Source organism: Bradyrhizobium sp. 149, assembly GCF_023073915.1.
Taxonomy (GTDB): Bacteria; Pseudomonadota; Alphaproteobacteria; order Rhizobiales; family Xanthobacteraceae; genus Bradyrhizobium.
Window position 1 is genome coordinate 101,750 of sequence record NZ_JADPKK010000023.1, and the last position, 23,989, is coordinate 125,738.

Annotated in this window: 14 protein-coding genes and 5 pseudogenes; 8 read left to right on the forward strand and 11 right to left on the reverse strand. The window is 59.6% G+C overall.

The window, feature by feature from the left end; all coding sequences use genetic code 11:
• The first annotated feature begins 534 nt into the window (after positions 1 to 534).
• Positions 535 to 990 (forward strand): hypothetical protein, encoded by a 456-nt coding sequence (locus IVA88_RS28230; protein ID WP_346657653.1) that lies wholly within the window; start codon positions 535 to 537, stop codon positions 988 to 990.
• Positions 991 to 1,025: 35 nt separating this feature from the next.
• Here the strand turns inward: IVA88_RS28230 and IVA88_RS28235 are convergent.
• The 9 genes and pseudogenes from IVA88_RS28235 to IVA88_RS28275 form a co-directional block, all read right to left on the reverse strand.
• Positions 1,026 to 1,238, reverse strand: a pseudogene (locus IVA88_RS28235) (integrase core domain-containing protein); the annotation flags it as partial.
• A 255-nt stretch (positions 1,239 to 1,493) separates the two neighbouring features.
• Positions 1,494 to 2,372: pseudogene (locus IVA88_RS28240) on the reverse strand (Ku protein).
• Positions 2,373 to 2,451: 79 nt separating this feature from the next.
• The gene (locus IVA88_RS28245) at positions 2,452 to 3,462 is read right to left on the reverse strand and encodes a M23 family metallopeptidase (protein ID WP_247500490.1); all 1,011 of its coding nucleotides are present in this window, start codon (positions 3,460 to 3,462) and stop codon (positions 2,452 to 2,454) included.
• Between the two features lie 51 nt (positions 3,463 to 3,513).
• A complete protein-coding gene (locus IVA88_RS28250) occupies positions 3,514 to 4,560 on the reverse strand; it encodes a helix-turn-helix transcriptional regulator (protein WP_247500491.1) in 1,047 nt (348 codons plus the stop codon).
• Between the two features lie 178 nt (positions 4,561 to 4,738).
• Complete coding sequence (locus IVA88_RS28255; protein ID WP_247500492.1) at positions 4,739 to 6,085, reverse strand: HlyD family type I secretion periplasmic adaptor subunit; 1,347 nt, start codon at positions 6,083 to 6,085, stop codon at positions 4,739 to 4,741.
• A complete protein-coding gene (locus IVA88_RS28260; RefSeq protein WP_247501212.1) occupies positions 6,082 to 7,797 on the reverse strand; it encodes a type I secretion system permease/ATPase in 1,716 nt (571 codons plus the stop codon). The genes IVA88_RS28255 and IVA88_RS28260 overlap by 4 nt, the downstream gene beginning before the upstream one ends.
• Before the next feature lie 128 nt (positions 7,798 to 7,925).
• Complete coding sequence (locus IVA88_RS28265) at positions 7,926 to 9,227, reverse strand: calcium-binding protein (protein ID WP_247500493.1); 1,302 nt, start codon at positions 9,225 to 9,227, stop codon at positions 7,926 to 7,928.
• Between the two features lie 410 nt (positions 9,228 to 9,637).
• Positions 9,638 to 9,862 (reverse strand): hypothetical protein, encoded by a 225-nt coding sequence (locus tag IVA88_RS28270; RefSeq protein ID WP_247500494.1) that lies wholly within the window; start codon positions 9,860 to 9,862, stop codon positions 9,638 to 9,640.
• A 928-nt stretch (positions 9,863 to 10,790) separates the two neighbouring features.
• A pseudogene (locus IVA88_RS28275) lies at positions 10,791 to 10,985 on the reverse strand (H-NS histone family protein); the annotation flags it as partial.
• A 3,210-nt stretch (positions 10,986 to 14,195) separates the two neighbouring features.
• Here IVA88_RS28275 and IVA88_RS28280 point away from each other — a divergent pair.
• Entirely contained in the window at positions 14,196 to 14,375 is a 180-nt protein-coding gene (locus IVA88_RS28280; protein ID WP_247500495.1) for a hypothetical protein, read from the forward strand.
• Positions 14,376 to 15,644: 1,269 nt separating this feature from the next.
• Here IVA88_RS28280 and IVA88_RS28285 read toward each other — a convergent pair.
• Positions 15,645 to 15,950, reverse strand: a complete 306-nt coding sequence (locus tag IVA88_RS28285; protein ID WP_247500496.1) for a hypothetical protein — start codon at positions 15,948 to 15,950, stop codon at positions 15,645 to 15,647.
• Positions 15,951 to 16,304: 354 nt separating this feature from the next.
• On the opposite strand from IVA88_RS28285, the gene IVA88_RS28290 reads away from it, so the two are divergent.
• From IVA88_RS28290 to IVA88_RS28315, 6 genes and pseudogenes are all read left to right on the forward strand, one after another.
• The gene (locus IVA88_RS28290; protein WP_247500497.1) at positions 16,305 to 16,517 is read left to right on the forward strand and encodes a hypothetical protein; all 213 of its coding nucleotides are present in this window, start codon (positions 16,305 to 16,307) and stop codon (positions 16,515 to 16,517) included.
• 218 nt (positions 16,518 to 16,735) lie between these two features.
• The gene (locus tag IVA88_RS28295; protein WP_247500498.1) at positions 16,736 to 17,914 is read left to right on the forward strand and encodes an IS481 family transposase; all 1,179 of its coding nucleotides are present in this window, start codon (positions 16,736 to 16,738) and stop codon (positions 17,912 to 17,914) included.
• An 845-nt stretch (positions 17,915 to 18,759) separates the two neighbouring features.
• A pseudogene (locus IVA88_RS28300) lies at positions 18,760 to 19,075 on the forward strand (CopG family transcriptional regulator); the annotation flags it as partial.
• A 1,059-nt stretch (positions 19,076 to 20,134) separates the two neighbouring features.
• The gene (locus IVA88_RS28305; protein WP_247500499.1) at positions 20,135 to 20,446 is read left to right on the forward strand and encodes a hypothetical protein; all 312 of its coding nucleotides are present in this window, start codon (positions 20,135 to 20,137) and stop codon (positions 20,444 to 20,446) included.
• 2,026 nt (positions 20,447 to 22,472) lie between these two features.
• Positions 22,473 to 22,718, forward strand: coding sequence for a DUF2939 domain-containing protein (locus IVA88_RS28310; protein ID WP_247500500.1), 246 nt, complete (start codon positions 22,473 to 22,475; stop codon positions 22,716 to 22,718).
• A gap of 567 nt (positions 22,719 to 23,285) precedes the next feature.
• A complete protein-coding gene (locus tag IVA88_RS28315) occupies positions 23,286 to 23,591 on the forward strand; it encodes a hypothetical protein (RefSeq protein ID WP_247500501.1) in 306 nt (101 codons plus the stop codon).
• Here IVA88_RS28315 and IVA88_RS28320 read toward each other — a convergent pair.
• Positions 23,592 to 23,824 (reverse strand): annotated as a pseudogene (locus tag IVA88_RS28320) (cold shock domain-containing protein).
• Between the last annotated feature and the right edge of the window lie 165 nt (positions 23,825 to 23,989).

A 23,989-nucleotide genomic window follows, 5' to 3' on the forward strand; every position in this document is an offset into this window, starting at 1 on the left:
AGGCGTTTTCCTCGGAGCTCTCCATCACAAGCAAAACGAGCGACTTAGAAGCGGGTCTCTCAACCAATTGTGCTGGCGGACACACCGAACCGACAATCGAAGGCGGCGACGATGATCATCAACGAGGCGCGGATCCGGCAGCCGGATGAGAAAGGAAGTCGGCGGCGGGTTCGACGGCTTCTTCGCTCACATACCCTCTCAGTTGGATGATACCGGCCCGCGTGCGATGTCGCGGAAAGCGGGGCGAACCGCCTCCCTATTTGACTATTTGATGGTCCAGCAAAATTGCGACGGAGAAATACGATGTGCATCTTTCAACAAATTGCGAAGGTCGCGAGTATGGGAGCCTTCGCAGTCCTGCTTGCCGTCCCGACGGCAGCGGCGGAGCAAGGCGGACGATACTGGGTAACGAAGACGACAAGCGCCGGCCCATCCTGGAGACCGTCAGCCCAGGATTCCCAGCCAACAACAATGACGCCTGCAGCTCCATCCTCTGAATTGATGACGCATCCATCCCCGCATGGGCGATGGCTGGTGAAGAACTCGACCAAACGGCTTGCTGCTAAACAGTCGCGGACGCGATCCTCTCTCGCTGCGACGGCTCGGATCGCTCCCGTTTCCGAAACGCACCGTTTGATCCTGCAGGTCAACACCAATGACGCGGCCGCGATGAATCTCGCGTTGAATAACGCGACGAACGTTACGGAACATTATAGGGAACTCAGGGAGGAAGTGAAAATCGAGGTGATCACGTTCGGGCCTGGTCTGCATATGCTCCGCGATGACACGTCGCCTGTGAAAGCTCGAATTGAGCAGATGGCGCTGAGCACGCCGGAGATATCATTCAAGGCATGCGGTAACACCCAGGACAAAATGCGCCAAGCCGAGCACAAGGACGTACCCATTGTTTCTCAGGCGCAGGTGGTAAAGTCAGGCGTTGTGCGCGTGATGGAACTGCAGGAGACGGGTTGGACCTACGTAAAACCGTGACGAGGTAGGTGTTTAGTCCCGGCATTTTGCTGGAGCGGATTGAGATTGAATCGTTGTGGCTGGGAGGTCCAGCATTTGCAGATGTATTCGTAAGGCGTGAGGCCCTTCAGGGTTTTCAGCGGCCGAGCGTAGTTGTAGGCGGTGATGAAGTCGGCAAGGTGTGCCTTGAGCTGATCGTGTCGGTCGTAATGATAGCGTTGGACGGTCGCTTCCTTGATCGTCCGGTTCATGCGCTCGACCTGGCCATCAAAGCTTGGGACCAAACAGGCGGCTGCGGAGACTTGGTATACCGTCTTGAATGTCGGTGCGGATGCCCCGGTGGATCGAATCAAGTCAGCTTATCGCGAGGGAATGAAGCAATACCACCCCGATCACTTCGAAGGCCGCGGACAGAAAGTCAAAGATCTCGCAAATCAAGAAACACGACGAATAAACGCGGCCTATCACGCTGTCAGAGAAGCACGCCAGTTTTAATCAGAGGAGCATCCCACCTCCCGGATACTTCACGCTGACTTGCGCTGCGGCCTCGCCGGCTTCTTCGCCGCGAGTTGCTTCGTAGGTTTCGTGCCCGCGATTGGCATCAGCATTTCCTTCTGACCCGCTGCAGGCTTTTTCGTGGCCTTGGTCACGGGGGCGGGGCTGCCGACACTCTTGCGCAGCGCATCCATCAAGTCGATGACATTTCCGCCACGGACGCTCTTTGGGCGTGATCGTCTTACCGGCTCGCTTCTGATTGATTAGTTCGATCAGAGCGCTTTCGTACTGGTCTTCGAACTTCTCAGGCTCGAAGCGGCCAGCATTCTGATTGGCGATGTGCCTGGCGAGGTCGAGCATATGTTTGGTTACTTTGACGTCCTGGATTTCGTCAAAATAGCCCTGCTCGTGCGCACCTCGTATAGGAAACCCAGAAAGGTGCCGACCAGACCCTTATCCGTTGGTTCAAGCGCGATGATGTGCTTTCGGCTGGTCAGGACCACCCGCCCGATCGCTACCTTGTTCATCTCTCGGATGGTCTCTCGATGACAGCGAAAGCATCGTGCCCGATCTTGCCGTCGCGACGAAGGTAATACCGTCTAATCAAGTAACGATGTCGGGACTTGTCGACGAACTCGTCAATCCGATTGTGCGCGTAGATTCAAGCGCGACTTCCTCAAGTTCTTCCTTCGTGACGTCTATGAATTGGTCCTTCTCGATCTGGTAGCCTTTGACGATGCCTCGTTCGGCACCTCGTCGCCAGTGTCGGCATCCACCTTGAGATATTGGACCCGTTGGCCGGTCGCGCGGTTGACTTGATTGTAGGAGTTCTTCTCGGATTCGGAGGTGGCCGGGTAAAGCGCCACCGGGCGGGTTGTCAATCGGCTAGCAAATATTGCAGGCCGAATGACAGGAGCGGGCCGTTCCGGCAGCCGATCAGACCTTAAAAGGCCCGTGGAGTCAGGCCCCCCGAGCACAGGCACAGCGCTAGAGCATGAGCTCCAGGTCTTTCCTGAGCACGACCTGGCCATCGCGCTCTACAACGTAAGTGGCCTTGTAGGACCCGCGTTCCCAACCCCCAGGAGGTCGCTTCTTCCCCGCAAAGAGCATGAATTGCGCCTTGTTGGCCTGAAGTGGCGCAGACCGAGTTTCCGCAATGACGTTCTCGAGAGGATCCTTCATGACCAGCCATTGCGCATCGCCTGCCTTGAGCCCGATAGCCCGCACGAATGCGACGATTGCTATCGAACTGGCAGACGGCATTTGCCTCTCGGCACTGCCGTCCTCGATGAGTTCCATCGTGACCGGACCCGTCGTAAAGCCCGCATTGAGGATGGCTCGTTCCTGATACTCGAGTTTCGAGCGCAAGGCAGTAAGCCAGAGGGATTGACCGCCTTGGCAAGACTCAGGACGAACGCCATACGCAAAGGGATCGACGACCACGCCATTGTGCCTCACGGTGAAATGCAGGTGAGGATACTCCGTGAGGCCGGAGAGACCGACACGGCCGATCGGCTGTCCAAGTTCGACCTTGTCTCCAAGTTTGACCAACACACTTCCGGCGGCCAGGTGGCAGTACTGGGTTTCCCACTGCTCCGCGTGTTCGATGACGACGCCATTGCCGCATTCGGCCTCGCGCACCGCTTCGCGCCCCGATTTTGTAAAAGACCCGTCTGGAGCGTCAATGCGGATACGAAGAATGCGGCCGCCTGCCGCTGCGCGCACTTCCACGCCAGCCTTTTGCACTGCCAGTGAGGGCAAGCGAAAGTCGGTGCCGTTGTGTTCGTCATAAGTCAGCGTGCCGCACTTGTAATCTCTCGCCGACCGAGACGGATCGAGATCCGTGTAGTTCTGGATGTAGCAGGTATGGCCAGGCTCGCAGGCAATAGGAAGCGCCAATTGAATCCTCTGGGCATCGGCATGAAAGCCGGCCCCAACCAATACCAGGGCGGCAAACGCCCAGTGGATCAAACCTGCGCAGCTCATGCGACTCGACATCACGGAGACCCCGTACTCAGTCAGGCGAACGCTTGCACGCCCTCCGCAATCTCATTGGACCTCTTTGTCCAATCGCCAGTCGGAGGCCAGCCGGCTGACCGAATTTTCCCGCCTGCCAGCGCCAAAAGGCGACTGGGTGAGATGATACAGAAGAAAGAATTCCGACTGTCGATTGATCCCTAATTTCAGCATGATCCGCTTGGTGTAGGTTCGCACCGTTGCCTCGGTCAGCCGAAGCTCGGCTCCAATATCGCGAGGGCACTGGAATTGAAGAATCCGGGTGACGATTCTTTCCTCAGCCCAGTTCAATCCGAAGGCAGATGCAATGCAGTGCGCACCCTGCACGTCGTCGAATTGCGGCACGACAATGAGGGCCTGTCCCAGCTTGGCATTCGTCGGAACAACGCCGATCTTGGCGAAGGCGAACTGCTGACGATCCATCGAGAGCGGTACCGTAGTATTGAACCGTCCATGAGTCTCGCTCTCGATCAACACCTTCCCGACTGCCTCCCGCAAGCTCTCGGTCACGGAACCGCATGAGCCCGCGAGCCTGCCCCCGTCCACCCTTAGCAGCTGGCGCTTGGCAAGCAGTACTCGTCCACCACGATTGACTGCGTAAATGTGCAGGCTCTGGTCCGCGAGGATGGCGGGAAAGGTCAGCTCTTCGAGCCAGAGTTGCGCATCGACATGCCCCGCCGTTTGCCGGGCAAGTGCATGAGCGGCCTTCCATAACGGGCGCACGGTATGCGCCAAACCAGGAATCTCGGCTGCCGCAAGCGCGGCCGGCCGCCATCCGGCCACGAATACGACTGTGGCTCGCTCATCGGAAGCAAACCTGCCAATGACTGAATGACTCTTTACCGGGGGTTCCGCACCGATCAACTTGCGGACGAACGAGGTCCGGGAATTGATCGGCTCGAGCGAGGCGACGTCCTCGGGGGTGCCCGTGCGCGCAATTCGCTCAACTATCGTCGTGCATGACGGGTCGGTTGGGGCCTCTCCGATTCTGACTTCTTCAAGCCCGGAGGAGGATATCATGGCAACGTAGCAGCTCCGGCAACCGAGCAATTCCGCCATGGCCTTCGCGAAATATTCCATTGCGATCTGTGGCGGGCGCGGCTCCGGACAAGGCCCTGATCGACCACATCCGTCATTGCCTTGCTTCGAGGCGCGCTCGACGCAACCGGAACGAAAATCATCCTGTGCGGACGGTAGTGCCTTACTGCACTCATGCACGGTCGCCTCCCTGGTAGGCCGGCCTACCCCTCACCAGCGCTTAATTCTCCCTGAACGCACGGTTGATCCGTAGCGTCATCGGCTGCAAAAGATATTCCGCAAAGGTTCGTTCCCCCGTCTCGACAAATATCTCGACAGGCATTCCGGGCATCAATGTGGAGATGTAGGAGGCCGTCGGCGCGTTGGGGTCCAGCTCAACCTCGGCCAAATAGGAGCTCTCGCCGGAACGGGTGTCGGTCAGCGCGTCTGCCGCAACGCCGACGACCCTTCCCTCGAGCATCGGCCGGCGACGAACGTTCAGCGCGTGAACCCGCACACGCGTCATCTGTCCGACATAGACCTCTTCCCGATCGGCAGGCTTCAATGTCGCCTCGATGACAAGCCGATCTTGCGTCGGAACGATTTCCAAAAGGGTTTCTCGAGGTCCAAGCACGGCATTGAGGTCCCTGCTGTTGAGGCCGACGATCCTTCCACTTTCCGGGGCACGCAATTCGGACCGGACAAGCTGGGCACGCAACGCGGCAATTCGATGTCTGAGGTCACCGATTTCCTCGCTCGTCGCATGCCGCTGTTTGGCGATATCCTGATTTTGGTTGAACCCTAGCTGCCGGCGTCTGTCCTGCAACTCCGAGATCTTGCCCTGCATCTCCGAAATCGATGCGGCATTGCGATCGACCTGGCCGGCAGCCTCGGCTTCCGCGCGTTGTAACGCCAACACGCGTGGTTTGCGGGCGAGGCCCTTTGCGAGGAGATAGCTCGTGTCGGCTATCTCTTCTCGCAGCAGTTTGAGTTGCTGTTCAAGTCCTTGAGTGTTGCTCTCCAGGCCGCGGATGGCGTCCGCGTTTTGGAGCATCTGCTGATCGATCACCTTGCGCTCGTTTTCAATCGCGGCCAGTCGCGCGGCAAATTCAGCCTCCTGGGTTTGAATGGCGATACGTGCGGAGAGACGGGTCGCACTTTCCCGCAATTCGGCCGGAAACCGGATTGACTTTGCGGCGTCTTGCTCCGCCGCCAGCCGGGCCTCCATCGCTAGGTCAGCAAAGAACTTTGTTTCGAGGGAACCAAGGGTCGCTTCGATCTGCGCGGTGTCGAGCCGTGCAATGAGTTGACCGGCTTCGACGTGATCGTTCTCCCGAACATAGATCGATTTGATGATTCCGCCTTCCAGATGTTGCACCGCCTTGCGCTTTGAATGGACCTTGATGAATCCTGGTGCTACGACGGCGCCGCGGAGCGGAACCGTGGTTGCCCACAAGCCGAAGCCGCAAAATTGCAGGACGAGCAGCACACAACCCCATGCGATGATCCGTCGCATGTCAGATCGCGGCTGCTCCGTCGGCCACGTCTTCGAGCCGAGGCCGGCAACAGCATGACCGGTCTGCGTCATGGAAGGATCCTCCTGCCTGGCAGCTTCTGAGGTTCGACATTGCGAGGGAGCCCAGCCGAACCCGGTACCGGTGCCGGCCGCTGGGCGCGAAGAACTTCAAATGGCGGTCCGAAGGTGATCTGGTTGCCGTCCCTCAACAGCAGCACAGCATCGGCGATGGTCAACAGCCGCGGCCGGTGGGTGACGATGACCGATGCTGCGCCGCGTGCTTTGGCTGATTGAATGGCGGAGCACAACGCTTCTTCGCCGTCCGGGTCGAGATTGGCATTGGGCTCATCCAACAGGATCAATTTGCGATCGCCGAAGAAAGCGCGTGCAAGACCAATGCGCTGACGCTGGCCGCCAGATAGCCTGCTGCCGTCGCGGCCGATCTCGGTCTGATAGCCGGCCGGAAGGGACAGGATCATTTCATGCGCCTGCGCGAGCATGGCCGCGGCGACGATAGCCTCGTCCCTTGCGCATTCATCAAACCCGGCAATGGCTTCGGCCACCGTTCCACCCAAGAGCTGCACGTCCTGGGGAAGGTAGCCGATGAATTGCCCAAGCTGGTCGGCATCCCAGGTATGGAGTGCTGCGTGGTCCAGCCGGATTGTACCGCTGCTCGGCCGCTCGAGGCCTGCCATCAAGCGCAGCAATGTGGATTTTCCAGCGCCGGTCGGTCCGATCACGACGACAAGTTCGGATGGCCGGCATTGAAATGATATGCCCGCGAGAATGGGACGCTGCGTCCCGCCAATCCGGAATGTCACCCGTTCGACCTGGAGAATGCCGGATGGCGGCGGAAGCAACGTCTTCTGCGCACGTGCAAGAACCGGCATCGCAGCGTTGCTGACTTGCGTCCAGGCGTCCTGCGCAGATGCCAACGCGCGCCAAGCCGAGACCAACCCTTCCATGGGCTGCAATGTGCGAGCTATCAGGATTGAACTCGCGATCAGACTGCCGGAGAGCACCTCGTTCCGGAGCACGAGCCAGGCACCGGCGCCGATCGCGGCAATCTGCAGAATCGTCCTGACCATTCGCGCGGCGGCCGCAATCGTGTAGATGCGTTCGCTGGCCCGCACGACCGGAGATAGGGCTTCGTCATTGAGGCTCATGAAGGCGCGGATGGCGCCTCGGGTCCAGCCCATCGCCCGCACCACGCTGGAGTGACGGACGATTCCATCGAGCATCGCCTGCGTCTTCAACGCGGCTTGCGAAGCCTGCGCAATTTCCCCGCGCGCGATCCAGTGGCTTGCAACACCCATCGCCAACAAGACCCCCACCCCAATCAGTACTATGACGCCATACCAGGGGTGCAGGAAAAACAGGATGAGAATGAACACCGGGAGGAATGGAGCATCTATCAGCGATGTGACGGTCCCGCTCGACAGGAAAGTTCTCAACTCGCGAAGCTTGACGAGATCAAGCTGCCGGCCGTCGCCCGGCGCCGTGCCGATAATGCTGCCCTCAAGGATGATCGGAGCGAGGCAATGCTCAAACCCAACCGCGAACCGGCTCAACAGTCGGTTACGAAACGTGTCGAAGGCGGCGCTGAAGGCGAGAGCGCCCACGGCGATGACGGTGAGGCCGACAAGCGTCTCAACGCTACCGCTGCTGAGCACACGGTCGAACACTTCGATGGAATAGAAAGGTACGACCAGCAGCAGCATGTTTACGCACACGCTGAAACACACGATCCACATCAACGCGAATCGTCCCGGAATCAAGGTCACCAGCAATCTTTGGCCAGATGCTGGGATCGCCCCACGGTTACGCGAATACATAACTGGCCGACACTATCACTGACTCAAAACATGCAGACGGCGGGGCGGCCTGATAGCCGCCCCGCTGCTAGTCGGCGCTAAACAACCTCGATCGCCGTATAACCGGCGGCATTGTTGATGTCATCGATGGACTCGAACGGTGTCGCACCGCCCGAGACGCCGTCGAGCTGGATAGTGCCGAAGCCGAAATCAAGCACGGTGTTGGTGCCGTCGTCGTCCACGACGACCGTGGCCGGGTCAAAGCTTGGCGGAGCATCGACGTGAACGACATCGCCGTCAGCAGCACTGAGATCGGTGACCTCATCATTGCCGAAGTTGGTCGCCGTGCCGTCACCGAAATTGTGCGTATCGGTGCCTGCGCCGCCCGTCAGGACATCGTCGCCAAGCCCGCCGCTGAGGACATCGGCGCCGTTGCCGCCGCTCAACTCGTCATCGCCGGCATCGCCATTCAGGGTGTCGTTGCCGGCCTCTCCCGACAGTGAGTCGGCCCCATCTCCACCATTCAGGACGTCGGTGCCGTCGCCGCCGGCCAGGGTATCGTCTCCGGCGTCGCCGTTGAGCGTATCGTTGCCGGCTCCGCCGCTGAGTTCGTCATCGCCGTCACCGCCGCTCATGGTGTCGTTGCCCGCACCGCCGGCCATGAGGTCGTCTCCGGCATCACCGAACATCGTATCGTTGCCCGCGCCGCCGTCCATGAGATCATCGCCGGCACCGCCGTGCATGGTGTCGTTGCCGTCGCCACCGTTCAGCGTATCGGCGCCGGCACCACCGTTCAGGATGTCGACCCCCGCACCGCCATTCAGCAGGTCATTGCCAAGTCCGCCGTTCAGCGTGTCGTTGCCGGCGTCGCCATTCAGAGTGTCATCCCCGAGGCCGCCGTTGAGTACGTCGTTACCGCCGCCGCCGTTCAATACGTCATTACCGGCGTCGCCGCTCAAGGTATCCTCGCCGGCGTCGCCCCACAGGGCGTCGGCACCCGCGCCGCCATGGACATCATCGTTGCCGTCCCCGCCGTGGATGCTGTCGTCGCCGGCGTCACCAAACAGGTGATCGTCGCCGGTTCCACCATCGATTGCATCAATGCCCGCGTTTCCATGGATGGTGTCCACGCCGGCATTTCCGTTCAGCGTATCGTCGCCCGCGCCGCCATTGATCGTGTCATCGCCATCGCCACCGGTAATCGTATCGACACCGGCATTTCCATCCAGGGTATCATTGCCGGCACCGCCATCTATGACATCGTTGCCCGGGCCGCCGCTTACGGTATCGTTTCCGTCGAGAGCGCTGATGCTGTCGTTGCCTTGCAGGCCGTTGATCTGATCGTCCGCAGCCGTGCCAACCAGCGGATCGTCGCCTGCTGTTCCATTGATGAGTGCCATAGTCTCCGCTCCCTTTGCATGGAAATGCGCGACGCGGGTCGCATTGCGACTCGTCATGGACGTCGCAGATTTCGGGTTTGGCTTGATGCCCATCACCGATCGATGTGGGCTCCGATCAAGCAACCTTGGATGAAAAGAGAGCGATGCCGCAATCCCCATTTGGGGACAAAAGAATACGGCAAGCTGGTGGACCCAATGACGGCGACAGTCTTCGTCTCAGGCCCGAACTCGTTTACGCGTTGGTCCTCCGCGCAAATGCTCGCGACTATGAGAGCCTGATCCGATCTCGCATTCTTGGTTCAATGTTCGACAGCCGCATGTCGTCGGGCCTGCGATCAAACCGATTATCAATCTAGGTCGACCAAATATACGGGCAGACCAGCATCTGCAGATCGCGCGGAGGTCCGCTCTCAGTAGCGGTTCTTTTCGTCCGGATTGGCTAATCGAACGCGCAAGGTTGCCAGTTCGTCGCAAAGAGGTTTGCCGCCCGATTGCGCCGAACTGAGCTTGTCGCGTATTCTTTGGTCCGCACAGAGCGTCTCGGCTTCGGAATATTTTCTGGCCGCGAATGCGACGACCGGCTTTCGATCGACCTCAATCGTAAAGACAGAGAGGGAAAGCTCCTCCGCCATCATCGCGTGCCCTTCGGTCCTTTTTTGTCGGTGTCCGGTTGAACCTTCGGCTAATCCATTCACACTAGTCTATACCGGGATCTTTGCCATCCCACCCGCGGCTGGAATGCCGCGGTCCGCGATAGATTTAAGCGGGCGGCGTTTTTGCTCCTGCAACAGCCCCCAACCTCCGTGGCCGGCGGGGCCGCCTGCGGGTCACTCGATCTGCCGCGACAGCGCGACTACTTGAGGCCGGGGGGGCCGAGTATCAAGGGCATCCGTGCTGACAAGGGCGCCATCGTCGCACCTGAACAGCCCGCATTCGGGGTGCTCACCCAAGAGCCTCATGGCTGTAAGCAAAGCTCGCAGCCCCGCATACGCGTGGAACTGCGACCGGTCGCGCTCGACGCGCAGGCGATGATAGCCGTCATGTTTGATTCGTGAATCCAGTCGGGGCCGACAGGCACGGCTTTCGCTGCCGTGTCAGGCAGAACTCGAACACCTTCAACATGGCAAAGAGATAGGGGGCGCCGCTTTCTTGGAGTCCTCCGTGTACCCTACTCTAGAAGGAAAATTACCGCTTCTTCCCGAGCGATTCACATGCTTGAATGCATGCCGGGGTGGTTCAGTGATGCGTGTTGATCTGGCAGCCGATGGAGCTCGTGATGTTGGCTAACCAAGCGGTCCGGGAGAGCAGATTTTTCGTTCGGATGGGTGGCATCGGGTGGATGATCTACGACAGGGAGCGCAAGGCCCCCGCGCTGATCGGAACAGAGCTCGCGGCCAGATTGACGAGGGAACAGGCCGAACAACTGCTGCATAAGCTTCTGCCTGAGCGAACTACTGAGCCGAAGGCCCCACGCGACTTGCAAATTCCAAATTCGGCGGCCAGGCTAAGATCCTTCAATGCTGGATTAGAGTTCCGCCGACTTCGCGGGCAACCGGCTTCCGATCAGACGAAGGTCGGATCTACAAGTCCTTGAACTTTTCCAGATTTGAGTTGAGCAGTTACCCACCGCGGCTGCTTACCGCGGCCGGCCCAAGTCTCCGACGGTCTATCGGGGTTTTGGTACTTTGGGAGAACCCGCGGATAGGCGCGCGGCTCTCGCCCAATTTTTTCCTCTGATGCACCCAGCTTCAGTTGTTGGCCTGACTTGCCCGCGAGTGTCATGCCAGTTCAGGCCGATATGCACAGATCCTGCGGCGCCGCATGCCGAGCAGACCATACGCAAGCCGATGCGCGACTACGGCTGATCCTGCGGGAGAACATCGAGCCGCACGTCGGCCCTTCGACGGCAGCGGCAGTTGGGGCACTGAATGCTGCATGTCACATGGCCGTCGGCCAGCCATTCAGCAGGGCTGCGGGGCGGATAATGGCCGGCCCATTTTGCGTATCGACGGCGAGCGCGCATGCCGCATCAAAGCGGCCCGCAAATAATCCCTTCCTAGTATGTCTCGACGACCTGCACTAACAACTGCGCGTCGCGGGTGCCGATCCGTAATCGCAACGATAAACTAGGAGCTGAAGCTCAGGCCGTCCCTGTTCGGACGTCGCACACCCGAGCGACCTTTCTGGTACGCTTGGACCCCAGCTCCGACCTCACTCGGATCTCGGGTCTTTGCGTTCCCCCGGAAATGCTCGAGCGCGATGAACAGATTGCGAGATGGGCGGAGCTAGCCGCTACAGAAGGTGCGGAAAGTTGTCGCAACCCTCAAAAGCCCCCAAAGCCCGGCTCTCGAATGCTCCTTTCGTCCTAGTGCGCCCGCCCGGCAACGTAGCGCATTATGACGCCGGTCTGCTCGGGGTGAGCAGCCCACTCGGCCCTGTGCTGCGGATTGGGTGCGGACCTCCCGGCGGCACAGGGCCGATTTGGCACGGGCGAAGCGGCTATTCTACCGCACGTGGACCGGCTCAGCGCGCCCGCTTTTCCATTACCCGTTTTCTGACTGGAAACAGAACACTTGTAGGTGCATATTGGGCGAATGCAGGTGCCGTGCCCCAGATGCAAAGTAATCGTCGCCATTGGCTCGACCAGGTGGTTCTTTGACGTCGGCGAATGCAGCGAGCTTCGCGGTACTATTGCGGGCGATGCTAAGGAATATAAAAGTGTCCGGTCCTGATCGAAGCGGTTTCCAAGGTCGGGAAGAATGGCACTACCTAGCCGAGGGCCATAGCCTCCGACGTGGGTTGCCGATGAGCGATGCGCCTTGCCTTATCTTCACCTCGGCTGCTACGGGCTGACCATGTGGCTCACCATTGCCAACAAGGCAATTTCCGGCATCTGACGAGAAGGCCACCCCAGGTACGACTCTGGTAAGTAATCTTGGCGGTCAGTGCCCGCCGACCGCCAACATCATCGTCAAAACTCCCGCCGGCTCACAAAGTCGGCGGGAGTTTCTCTCGATTTCCGACCTTAGTTGAGTCTGGTAAGGAGCGTCGGAGCGTCATCGAAGGTAATGATACTGAGCGTGACCCATCCGGCGATCAAGCCGAGTATTATGAGTAGGGTGCGTGTCGAACGTCCCATTGTGCTATTTTTCGTTCGGCTGGCCCATCCAAGGTCGGCGGTTTTCTTTGGCGCTGCCGATGACAGAATGATCATGGTCAGGATCGGGCGCCATGTCCAATCGGAGCTCCTAAAATTTTCCGGCGAGTGCATCTGCTCGTGTTGAGCTCCTGGCCTGCTGCGTTCTGGCGTCAGCCCTCAGGAGTACGGTCGAGCGGATACCTCTTGGCCGGCCGGCCCAGCGGCTCGTCAGCCTTAGCATCCGTGAGTTCGCGAAAGCCTGGGAGTTTGACCTCAGCTCGGCGGCGGTAAACGTCAACGTTGTGCCGCAACACCTCGTTGGACCCCGCAAGCCGCGAAGCCAAACGAAATACGCCATCGTCACAGCTCGTCATTTCCAGTCCGGTCGATGGAACCTGCTTGCCGGTGGTCGCCGGGCAAGTTCACCGTCGAAAGCATCTGCGAAAAGATAGACGGTGCGTCGTATTTTACGAATTGGGGAACAACCGGCAATCCGAGGGCGTTCGTTTCTAGCTCCGGCACCGGAGCAGCGTAGCGTAAACTCCGGCCTCAAGGGCTTCATCCCCTGCGGGCCGGTTTTTGGACTCCGCCGGGGCGCGTGCGGCCGGTTCACGCGGGCGGTCCTCCCCGCTACTTCACCAAGCGGGGGGCCAGATTGCCTCGCAAAAAATTTCTTGAGCCGATCGCATTAGAGGCCACCGAAGAACGGAGCATTCTGCTTCACCGCGGCGATGATCACGTCGACAGATCACCAACGTCCTGCAGGACAGACCCTGTGGGCGGCGGCCCCGCCAAGTCGGCGGCAATGGCGAGGCCGCCTGCGCTCCGGACAGGGGGCCGGTCGTGGAGCCCGGATGCAGCTCCATCATACGCCTGACGAGTGAGAATGATGAATGCGCGAAAGAGGCACCCCTTCAGAGTATCGCAACTGCCTGCAAATATTTTCATCCCCTAAATGCCCCGTCCCCAAGCTGGGAAGAATGCCACTAGCTAAAGGAGTGCCGGAGCCCGCCTCGCATGATAAGTTCCCACTCAACAATCCCTAACGATTCGGGGGCGCCGTGGGTACTTTCTTGCTCTTGCTCGCGGCGTGCGTTGTTGGTGTCTCTCCTGCTAGCATTCCGCCTATAGGGCCGACAGCGGACGCAACAGTTGCGTTGAAACCTCACCCCAGCGCCGAACTGAGGTTTCCGGCTGGTTGTTTTTGACTGTGCGCGGTTGTGCGCGTTCAGCTCCATGCCTGGACGAACGTAATCACTTGGCTGCTGGTAATCGTAATCGCCGTCAGCGTTGCAATCCTCATTGCCCACGCGATTGACCCCATACGTTCCCGATGCTCACCGCAGTGGCGCGAGCTACTGCGCGTGGTGGGCGTGGAATAGAAGACCGCCGGCTTTCGTGCTAGCCTTGGCTGTGCCGCGGCGATGGTCCGGAACTTCGCGCCACCGGCACCCGTAATGTTCCACCACATGCCGCTTCAGCCTCCTCGACGCAAATGCCCGTGCTCTCGTCCTTCACGGATCGGAGAGAGAAAGGAACCATGTCCTTTTGCTAGTTATCGATACTCGGCAAGATGCTGGCGTTCGCGCCACTTGGCGGGCAAATGACTCAGCGGCCCTCTTGCCTCCGTTTTTACTTTTTCCCACTCGGCCTTGCGCAGCCATTGGGCGTGCTGAATGAGCAGATGCTCCGTGACCTCCACTCAAGTCCCACGGTCCATTGCCTTGCGAAATGATAGAGCCGATCAATAAGCGTGACTATGGTCGATTTCGCTTGCCGAATTCCACGGGTCGCCTCGATCGCATCGAAGCGGCCGCAGGCGTCAGGCAATGCACGACGGCGCCATTCTTCTGCTCGACGAACGCCTGATCGTTCTTCTTGTAGGCGCGGAGCGTGGTTCGAGCTTCTATTCGCGACACCATCGCACGACGACATCGTTCATGAAGGCGCTGTCGTTGTCGAAGTCCGCCGGCGCAAGAACCCAGGGAAGAGGCTCTGTGCCGGATTGACGGCCTCGACAACGAGCGAACGTTCCCCAGTCACCAGCGGCAGGCACTCCGTCCGGCCTGTGGCGACATCGACCATCGTCAGGGTCTGACTGAACGGCCAGCGACCGACGTGCCGCCATGTTCGACCATGTCAACCTCGTAGAACCCGGGCACCGGGCTGTCCAGTCATTGAACTTGCGGATCGAGACCTCGCGCCGGGTCGCCGAATAGAATCCGGCACGGCGCCGTCGCTCGCCGCGCTCTTCACATCGACGAGCAGGCGATCGATGGTTGCGGCGCTGATGACCAGAACACGACCACGGTCCGCTTGGCCAAGCTGCAATCGGCCATGTTGCTCGAGGCCGGCAGCAGGTCGGGATCATCAACTTGAGCCGCTTGCCGCACACCCGATCCGACGCCTCCCACAGCGCCATCACCGGGTCCTCCACATCTAGGGTGCGCTCTCGAGGTGCCTCGACTGAGCCGGGTCCAGCCGTTGCGCGTCGCCGGAGTGCGCGCACCGGATGCTTGCGATGCCGACCGGTCGTCGCGCACAGCTCGTCGCGCATGCGCCCCTTCTTCGCCCGGTCGGCCGACGGGTAACGCTACATCACCGCCGACAACACCTCGCGTCGCGCGGCCATGCTGATCTTTCCCGCCATAGAGGCCACCGAACCAAGTGGTGGCGCTGCTGCAGTCATCGGCGAGAAGTTGTCCAGTAACATTCTGCGTGAAGCGATGGACACCGTGTGCACTTGAGCCGAACAGTCTAGGCAAGTCCAAGCCGGCCCACCAACCTCCGAGCAAAACAGTGAACTTCATAACAGGACGAGAAGGTTGTGCAGCTCCGCAAGGATCGTCCGACAATTCGCTTCAAAGTTAGAAAACCTGCCGAATATTTCGATCAACTTCATGGAAGCCAAAGAATAGAGCTTGCTTGTCTCCAATGCTCTCGTGTGAGAGTGAACGGTCGGCATTTCGCAGGAGGAAATATGTCTCTAGCGGACCGCTTCGCATGGTTAGCCACAACAGCGGCGATCACCATGCTAGGCCTTACTTCAGCGATGGCACAGGCCGAGAGGCGACAGCTGATTGACCGAGATCAACAGCACCTTCCCGAGCAGCACCGTACGCATATTGATCTGAACGAGCCGAGGGCCTTAGCGGAGCGCGCCGACTGATCGAGCTTGACTGAGGGCCAGAACTATTTTCCCTGCGCATTTGATCGACAGCATAGGATACCTATCTGCGCGTCTGATGACTGCAGCGACAGTGGTGCGGCGATTCGATTCACTGCAGTTTCTGCCCCAGGTCTCTCAGCAGCGTGTGGAGAAAGTCGCTCGCATGATCGTATTGGGCGTTGCCGTTCGTGATTGGGCGGACGCGTGGATCCAATAAGCGACCAAAGGTTTCGGAGCCGAGCAACTCAACTCTGTCCGACCACTGCTGCAGTAACGTATCGGGTATATCGTCCGCAGATCCGAACATCTTCAAAACGGAGCGTTCACCCTCGGGCTTGTGGTCGTGATGAGCCTTCGCCGCATAGAAAGCGAACAACCCACGAAAGGCATCACGGGAAACGGCAGGTTTTCCCATCGCAATGTCCCTGAAAAACGTTACGTCCTCAATGGAAGCAAGTTTGACGCCTCAGCGCGGGAAAAGCTAGAAAAAGATCACTCATCCGTTATCGGAGGGTTTGCCGTTGGACGGTGAAAAGCCAAACTCGGTCAACGATCGTGATTCATTTTCCCGCGGCCCTGGTGGGCATTCGCCCCGAAATTTCGAGGTTCAAGGCGCTCTCTACCTCTAGTGCTCACCGGCGGGTCCATAACTGAAGCGCGCCCCTGCGAGGGCGCTAGCGTCGAGACGCCCGTGTAGAAGTTGCGTCGACCTCGCGGCTTGCACTAAGCTCATCCGACTAGGCCCAAATTGTTTTTTGTGGAGTATGTTATGTCGAGTGCGATTGAATTGATTGTGGACGGCTACGCGAGGCTCAAAGACCGCCAGTCGCTTGAGGATCTGAGGATGCATCGCCGGCGCCTTGCCGGAGACCTGAAAGCCTGGGCGGGCTTTGACTGCAGGTTGTCGATCGCGCAAATCGAGCACGACATAGCGGCAATAGAGGCGGGTCTGGAGACGTTGTCGGGGCCGGTCGGCGGCTAGGCTAACGCGCCAACTCGATGGCCGCGAGGGCGCAAGCGGGGAAGTCACTCGTCGTAGCTGCCCGCGCACTGGTTTGGGGGTGCTCGTCCGGGCTCGGGCTGAAATCGGAGGAGATTCTCGCCAAGCTTCTGTTTAGACCGGACAGATCACTGACAGGTGTTCGGAGACATAGCTGACACATCAAACTGGGCTGGAATGGTCGATTCGGGAGGCCTTCCATGCCCTGGAACGAGGTGTCGGTGATGGATCAGCGGCGGGAGTTTGTTCGGCTTGCGTTGCAGGAAGGGGCGAACCGGCGGGAGTTGTGCCGACGGTTCGGAATCAGTCCTGATGTGGGCTACAAATGGCTGAAGCGTTGGCAGGCTGGAGATCACGAACTGGCGGATAAGTCTCGCCGGCCCAAGAGCATGCCCAAGCGGAGCGAGCCTGAGGTCGAGGCGCGGGTTCTGGCGATGCGAGACAAGCATCCGGCTTGGGGAGCTCGCAAGATTGCCCATTGCCTGAAGCGCGGCGGCGAGAGCGTGCCGGTGCCCTCCACAGTGCATCAGATCCTGTGCCGCAACGAACGGATCAAGCCGAGCGAGAAAGCCGCGCCGAGCCCTTCAGGCCACCGGTTCGAGAAGGACGCGCCCAACCAGCTCTGGCAGATGGACTTCAAGGGTCACATGCCGCTTGCCGACGGAAGGCGTTGCCATCCGCTAACCATGGTCGATGACCACTCCCGCTATGCCCTGTGTTTGAAGGCGTGCGCCAACGAGCAGCGTCCCGACGTGCAGAGGCATCTGACTGACACCTTCCGACGCTATGGGCTGCCGGAAGCCTTTTACCTCGACAACGGTTCTCCCTGGGGCGACACGTCCGGCGTTCGCTGGACTGCGCTGAAAGTGTGGCTGCTCAAGCTCGGCGTCAGGGTGGTTCATGCCCGGCCGCGTCATCCGCAGGGCCGAGGCAAGAACGAACGCTTCCATCGCAGCTTGAAAGCGGAAGTGTTCGCTCTGCGCACGTTCCGCACTTTGGGGGAAGTCCAGCGTGCCCTTGATAGCTGGCGAACGGTCTACAATCTGGAGCGGCCCCACGAGAGCTTGGGCATGGGCATCCCGGCCGATCGCTACCGGCCCAGTTTACGCGCCATGCCGGATCGTGTGCCGAAGGTCCAATACGACGCCGGGGAGATCGTTCGTACCGTCTCCTCCACCCGGAGCTACATCGCCTTCAAAGGGCAAATGTGGAAAGTCTCTCAAGCCTTCTGCGGCGAGCGGCTGGCCATCAGGCCGCTCGCCCGCGATGGCCATTACGGAATCTTCTTTGCCAGCTGGCAGTTCGGATCGATCGACTTGACCCGCGGCCAAACTGTCAGTGATGTGTCCGAACAGGCGTCAGCTATGTCTCCGGTCTAAACACTTCGAGGCCAGCTACTCGCGGATCCAGCAACCACCGGCCGAAAAGATAAAGACCTACAACGCCGTCAAGCAAGGCACCGCGCGCTCCCTAATTGTCGACAGCACCGGCCCCATCGCAGAGGTGCCGACTAGCTAGACGGGCAGACGAAGCCAGACGTCTTTACTGGATAGCGTGCCGGTTGGCGTCGCGATCTCCATGTCGACCACTCGAAACGAGCCATGATTTTGGTAAACGTAGCGAAGGTGCCAGACCGGGCCGCGTTCCGGCGAGATGGCGAAGTCGTCCAAAGGCAGTCGCGACGTATCGAGCGGGGGTCGCGTCGCTCGACCGGTGCGCAGAACATCGCCTCTACTAGCACGGCCAGGCTCATGCCGCTGACCAGCATAGTTCGTGCAGCTTCATCGCCATGAGCAAGCCGGAGGGCGCTCACGACTACCGCAATAGAATCAGGGTTCTTCAGAACCACGGCAGGTTCGCTTCGCCCAGCAAAAGCATAATGCGGACGCCGACCCTTTCGTGCAAGCGGCATCGTTTTGCCGCCAAGATTTTCGAGCGACAAATGCCCATGGCAGCCGCGCTTGCGAGCTTCGATCGGCAGTATTGATGACACTTTCCTGAAAGCGGGGGCACGGCTTGAGGCGTTCTCACTGCCTCTACAACGGGGCGCTAGCTTTTGAGCCTCGGATATTGTGGATGGCCGCCGGTTAACGAAGGCCGCAGGGACGTTAAATCGCTGCGGCCGCGCGTGGTCAAATGAAGCCGGATAAAAAGGATCAAGTGAAATATGCAGCCAGCCCCGGTGACAAAAATTCTGCGCTAGATTTGACTCGTTTGCAAACGCAAGGAACGGTTCTACTCGAATGGCACAGATTTCATCCGGACGGCGATCCGCAACCAGCTCGAGCGGCACGCGGATGTGGTCAAACAGTCGACCGCCCGGAAAAGTCTGGACCTAGGGCTGCGGAATTATGCCCGCGTCGATCTCGAAAGGGCGCGGCAAGGGCAAGATGCTGCACATCAACGTTTTCGGCCCGGCGACCATCGATCAAGTCATTAGGCCCGAGCTGGCCCGCGCCACAATTGCCTAGGTCTCGGTGCTCGGAGCCCTTCATACCACTCCCGCGGTCAAGGCCGCTCTAGCCGACACAACGAGGTGAAACGATGCTGAATCCAGACATGTTCGCGAAGCGGCTCGCCTCACACATGCCGGCCAACTCGTCGAGGCCAGGGCCCTCCCGCAGCGGATGCTGTGCGGCGATGGTGGCCCGGCAGCGACAAGGGGCGGTGCTGTGCGTGTCCGGCCAGCGGGGCTGGAACCGCCGACACCGGACCTGAAGGCCAAGGTGTGCGAGGAGAGGGAGAGCGGCCCTGACGCAAGCCACGTAGGTCAAACGACACAAGGGCCGCGCCCCCTTCGGCGGCATGAAAGATCTTTCGGTGCAGCCTGCCAAGTCCGGTCGGGCGCGCCCCACTGTCCGAGGCGGTATTGCACCCGACTGCACAAGGTTCGTCTCTGTCACCTTCACCAACGCGGCGGGAAGCCGGACCTACAAGCTGTTCATCCCGAGCCGCGCTGATGGAGGACCGCGTCCCTCATCGTCATGCTTCTCGGCTGCGCACAGTCAACCGGCGATTTCGCTGCCAGTACCCGAATGAATTTGTTGGCGGACGAGCGGAATTGCTTCGTTGTCTATCCGGAGCAGCCACGCGGAGAGGCCACCACTGCGCAAAGAGATCGCCATGCGCTCTGGTCCTGGGAGCCGCCTGCGTAGTCGCATTCAGCATGACAGCTTGGTTGCGCCTCATTAGAGGAGAGGACCCGAACCTCGGCAGAAGGGGGCAGTCCGGAGCCCCTTACTCGATCTCGCTTCGGCTTGTCCCGCAACAGTTTTGCTGCAGCCGGAGCACCGAAACCTAGCAATCGCTCCGGTCCGTCGAACCACCTGCATCCATAACGACCAAGCCTTGTTGCACGCTGCACAGATCGGCAGCTGCTGGGTTTCTTGTTTCGCCATTCCGGCTCAGCGCCAGAGCTATTGTTCCGAAAGCTCAGGGCGCCAGATATTCGGACCTTGTGCTGAAGCACTGCCTTTGCCGATCTGCTCCCGAGAACGGCGGAGCATCTCTCGTGTCTTTTGGCTTGCGTCGTTAACATGGCCTGTGCACTGCTATTGCGATGGTACCGGAAGGCTGTTGCGATTTAGGAGCAGAATTTAGTGGGCTGGATCGCGAATTTGCTCCGCCGGCCGGATGTCGGCCTGCGGCCTCGGAAAGGCGCACAGGTAGACCTACAACCGCTATCCGAGCGCGGCGGCCGATGGCTGAAGCACAACCTGTTTCGCTTCCCTGGCGCGGTGTGGTCTCGCAAGCGCGGTTGCGTGGAGCTGGCAGATGGCGACGTGATCGCACTGCATCTGGTGGTCGAGCGGCTGAAACAAGCCGGGGTTCGGGTGCGGTTCTACGGGCGGCTTCGGCGCTGGGACGGCACGTCACCGGTCTGGACGTTGCTGGCACGCGGGAAGCAATGATCCGGAGGTTGTCGAAACCACACCGTCACCGCGCGACGCTGCGGCCGGCCCGCTGTTTGGCAGTTTGTGCCTAATACATAAGGCAGATTAATCCTTTCTGCTCTGCCCAATGCTGCTGTTAGAATACCTTCAAGCGTTTCCCAGTGTCAGTCCATCTAGCTTGTTGTCGCCTACGCGGGGCGCGAGGCCCCAGTCCCGCCTGCGTCCGCGCGCTACACCATCGGTTTCGGCGGCGAGCTTCATCCGCCGCCACTGCCTCTTGCTCAGGTCGCGATAAGCCCTCTCGCCGGAGAAACAAGCCGCGGCGCCAGCCAACCCGCCAGCAAGAGCAAATCGATATCATCGGCCGCAAACGCATTCGAGCGAGCGCGCATCAATCCTGCGGCGTGGGCACGCCGGCCACATTATGGATAGTGGGCGACTCGAGTATCGATGCCCCGATAGGCAACCTTGCGCTTCCCCAGATTACTCCCACCAAATAAGATGCGCTTGCGGGAATTCTCGGCGTCGGCGCCTCCGTGCAACGGAAATTGCGGCAGTCCTCGGCCGGTATACCGGGCGGTGAAGCGGATGGCGCGGAAGATGGGATTGCTCCTGAAGAAGTAGATAGCGGCTTTCTCACGCCCGTGACGTGCAGTAGCTCGCGCGCGTCCCGAGCCCGAGGGATTTGTAATTTGCGATGTGGTGACGATACCGCGTTGAATGCGGAATGCGGCCTCAAAAGATCACCTTCGGCGAGATGCGGGAGATGAGCGTGCGCGACGTCGTGGTTCATTGCTAGGCACTAGCGATGCAGCCAAAACGTCGCGATGCCGGCCGGTAGCTGGCCGGACTACGTGCGGTTTTCGGACATCGAGCGGGTTATCTGCGAAGGCTGCGGTCGCCGTGGCGCCGAGATCCGATCTGATTTCGAACGAGGCGCGCCTGCGGGCCCCGCCCTTGGCTATCGAAATACTTGCTAGGGAGCTACGACACTCTGAAGGGGTGCCTCTTCCGCGCAATCATCATTCTCACTCGTCAGGCGTAGGATGGAGCGGCGTCCGGGCTCCAAGCCCCAGCCCCCCTGTCCGGAGCGCAGGCGGCCTCGCCATTTGTAGCCGCGTTGGCGGGGCCGCCGCCCCACTCCGTCCGTCCTGCAGGACGTTGATGGTCTGGTGGACGTGATCTTCGAAAGCGGAATTCCCTGCTCTTCTTCAGTAGTTGCGCGCGATTACGCCCTCGCGGCCCGACGCGCCGCTGTCCGGTAAGACGCGCCGGGCCTAACCATTCCCTGCTTTCCCCGTAAGGTCTGGCTGAGCCATCATAGAGCGATTCTAGAAGCGCCTTATACGTCCACGTCTATGTGCAGCGCCCCTCCCGCTTCGCAGCAAAACGCCCGTCTTCGGCTTTCGTGCGACCCATCGTAGTTTCGAGTTCTGCCCTCGCGCCGACAGCTTGCGACCACTGGAGATCCGAACAAGAAGCAATTGAGTCGACGGCAAAAGGCTGCCGAGTTTTGAACACCAGTTTGCAACATGGGAAAACTGCTTTAGGTCAGCCGGTCTGCTTTTTCCGAATCGCCGAACGTGCTCGGTCACGGCTATATCTCGGGTTGCGGAGTTGAGGCATGAGCCACTTTTTATCCGTGCTGCTGTTGGTGACGGCCGTATTTCTGACCGTCTGTCTCGGAGTGTCAGCCTGGCGGATCTCGGACGAGAGGGGCGTCGAAATCACCGGTCAAATCCCGCACCAGTCCTTTGGCTTGAAGCCGGCCGCTCAATAGGAACATTTCGAGATCCAGAGAGTCGGAGGGCCACAAAGCCGCGATCACACCGATGGACAAAGCGGTTGCTTATGCGATTTCGATATTCATCGTCGTTGTAGGCGTCGGGATCCTTGTTGCCAGTATCACTTCCAGCTCGCCAGCCTTATGGACGTGCGTTGCCGTCGTTCTCATTTCGATTGGTCTCGTGAGCGCCTTTGGCGATTGCTAACGATTAGCTAGCCTCGGCCAGCCTCGGAACAAAGCTCACCTGCCTACATTTCCATGAAGTGGCTCATCGGTATCCTCCTGGTTGTGCTGGTCTGCGTAGGAGTTTATGCCGGGTCGGCCTTCGTGTCGCTGGTAGGTTTGGTTTCCGCCGTCCGAGGTGCCGATGTCGCGCAAGTCATTGCTCCGACCGATATGCTCCGCGTCCGCCATTCCGTCGACCAGGTGATGACGACTATGACGCTTTCCGCAGTGGGTACGCGCAGAGCTGCGCGGGGGGTGGAGCATGTTTCGTGCAGATGAAGAGCACAGTGGCGCGGCTCAGCCGAAACATCACGAGGCGGGATCTTGCGCTTGGGCGCCGCAGCTTCAAGCTCCGGCAGTCTGGGCTGGAGGTACCCAGAAGCGGCAGCGTTGAAGGCCGCGACGTGGGAGATCGCTTAGCGTGCTCTCGCAGCATTTGCATTCTCCTATGTGAATCAGGGCTCGAATTCTGCCAAATACGTCGCGAGCGGAGCCATCTAAGTTCAAGCTGAGAAACTTGCATCGCAGATTAGATTGCGCTTTTTCCCGAACTTCTGTTAGAATTGGCCGGGCAACGGGTAAGCCACCTTGGCATGCTTCCGCGACCGAGGCTGGCACCGGTTCATCTCGCATCTATTTTCACCCGGGTCTGGAGCGGCAGCCCTGCTAGGCTAGTCAATTTCAAGCAACGATCCTTAATCGGCGCTTTACACAACTGATGCCGCGTTCGGGCGGCCTCTTTGCCTGACATCGACTGCGAATGAATCGCTTTTTTGCTGGATTTTCCCGCTCAACGGCTTCATACTCGTCCTCATTGAAAACTCAATTGTTTCCGGGGACATTGTGATGGCAAAACCTGCCGTTTCCCGTGATGCATTTCGTGGGTTGTTCGCCTTCTATGCTGCGAAAGCTCATCACGACCACAAACACGAGGGCGAACATTGCCTTTTGAAGCTGTTCGGATCTGCTGAAGACATTCCTGGAAGCTTATTGCAGCAATGGTCGAACAGAGTTGACCTGCTCGGCTTCGAGACCGTTGGCCGCATAATGGAGCCGCGCGCCCGTCAAATCACCGATGGTAACGCGCGTTATGACCATGCCAGCGACTTTCTCCACGCACTCTTAAGAGACCTCGGCCAAAAAGTGCAGTGATCAAGCCGCCGCGCTCATGCTGCGGCAGTCGTCAAACGCGCGATTTTTTTGCGAACTCTTGCCGCGCTTACGATCAAGTTGGACTTCATAAGGGACCTTCTGGCCTCAGCCAAACCTGACAAGCCGGCGCGTTCCACCGAGCTAATATGCACAACAACATCCTTGTCGCCGTCTTCGGGGCCGGATGAAGATCGCCTTGAGCCTAACAGCGCGCGAACCGGCGTGCTTTTCAAGCACTCAGCTGGTCTAAGCAGCGAGCAAACGATCACAGCCGACGACCGCTGGGCTTGTGAAGTATTTCACACGCGCGAACAGAAAAGCTTATTACCCTCGCGCGGACCGGAGATACTCCGATCCAGCAACGTTTTGGAATGGCCCCTCACCGGTCTCACCGTGAA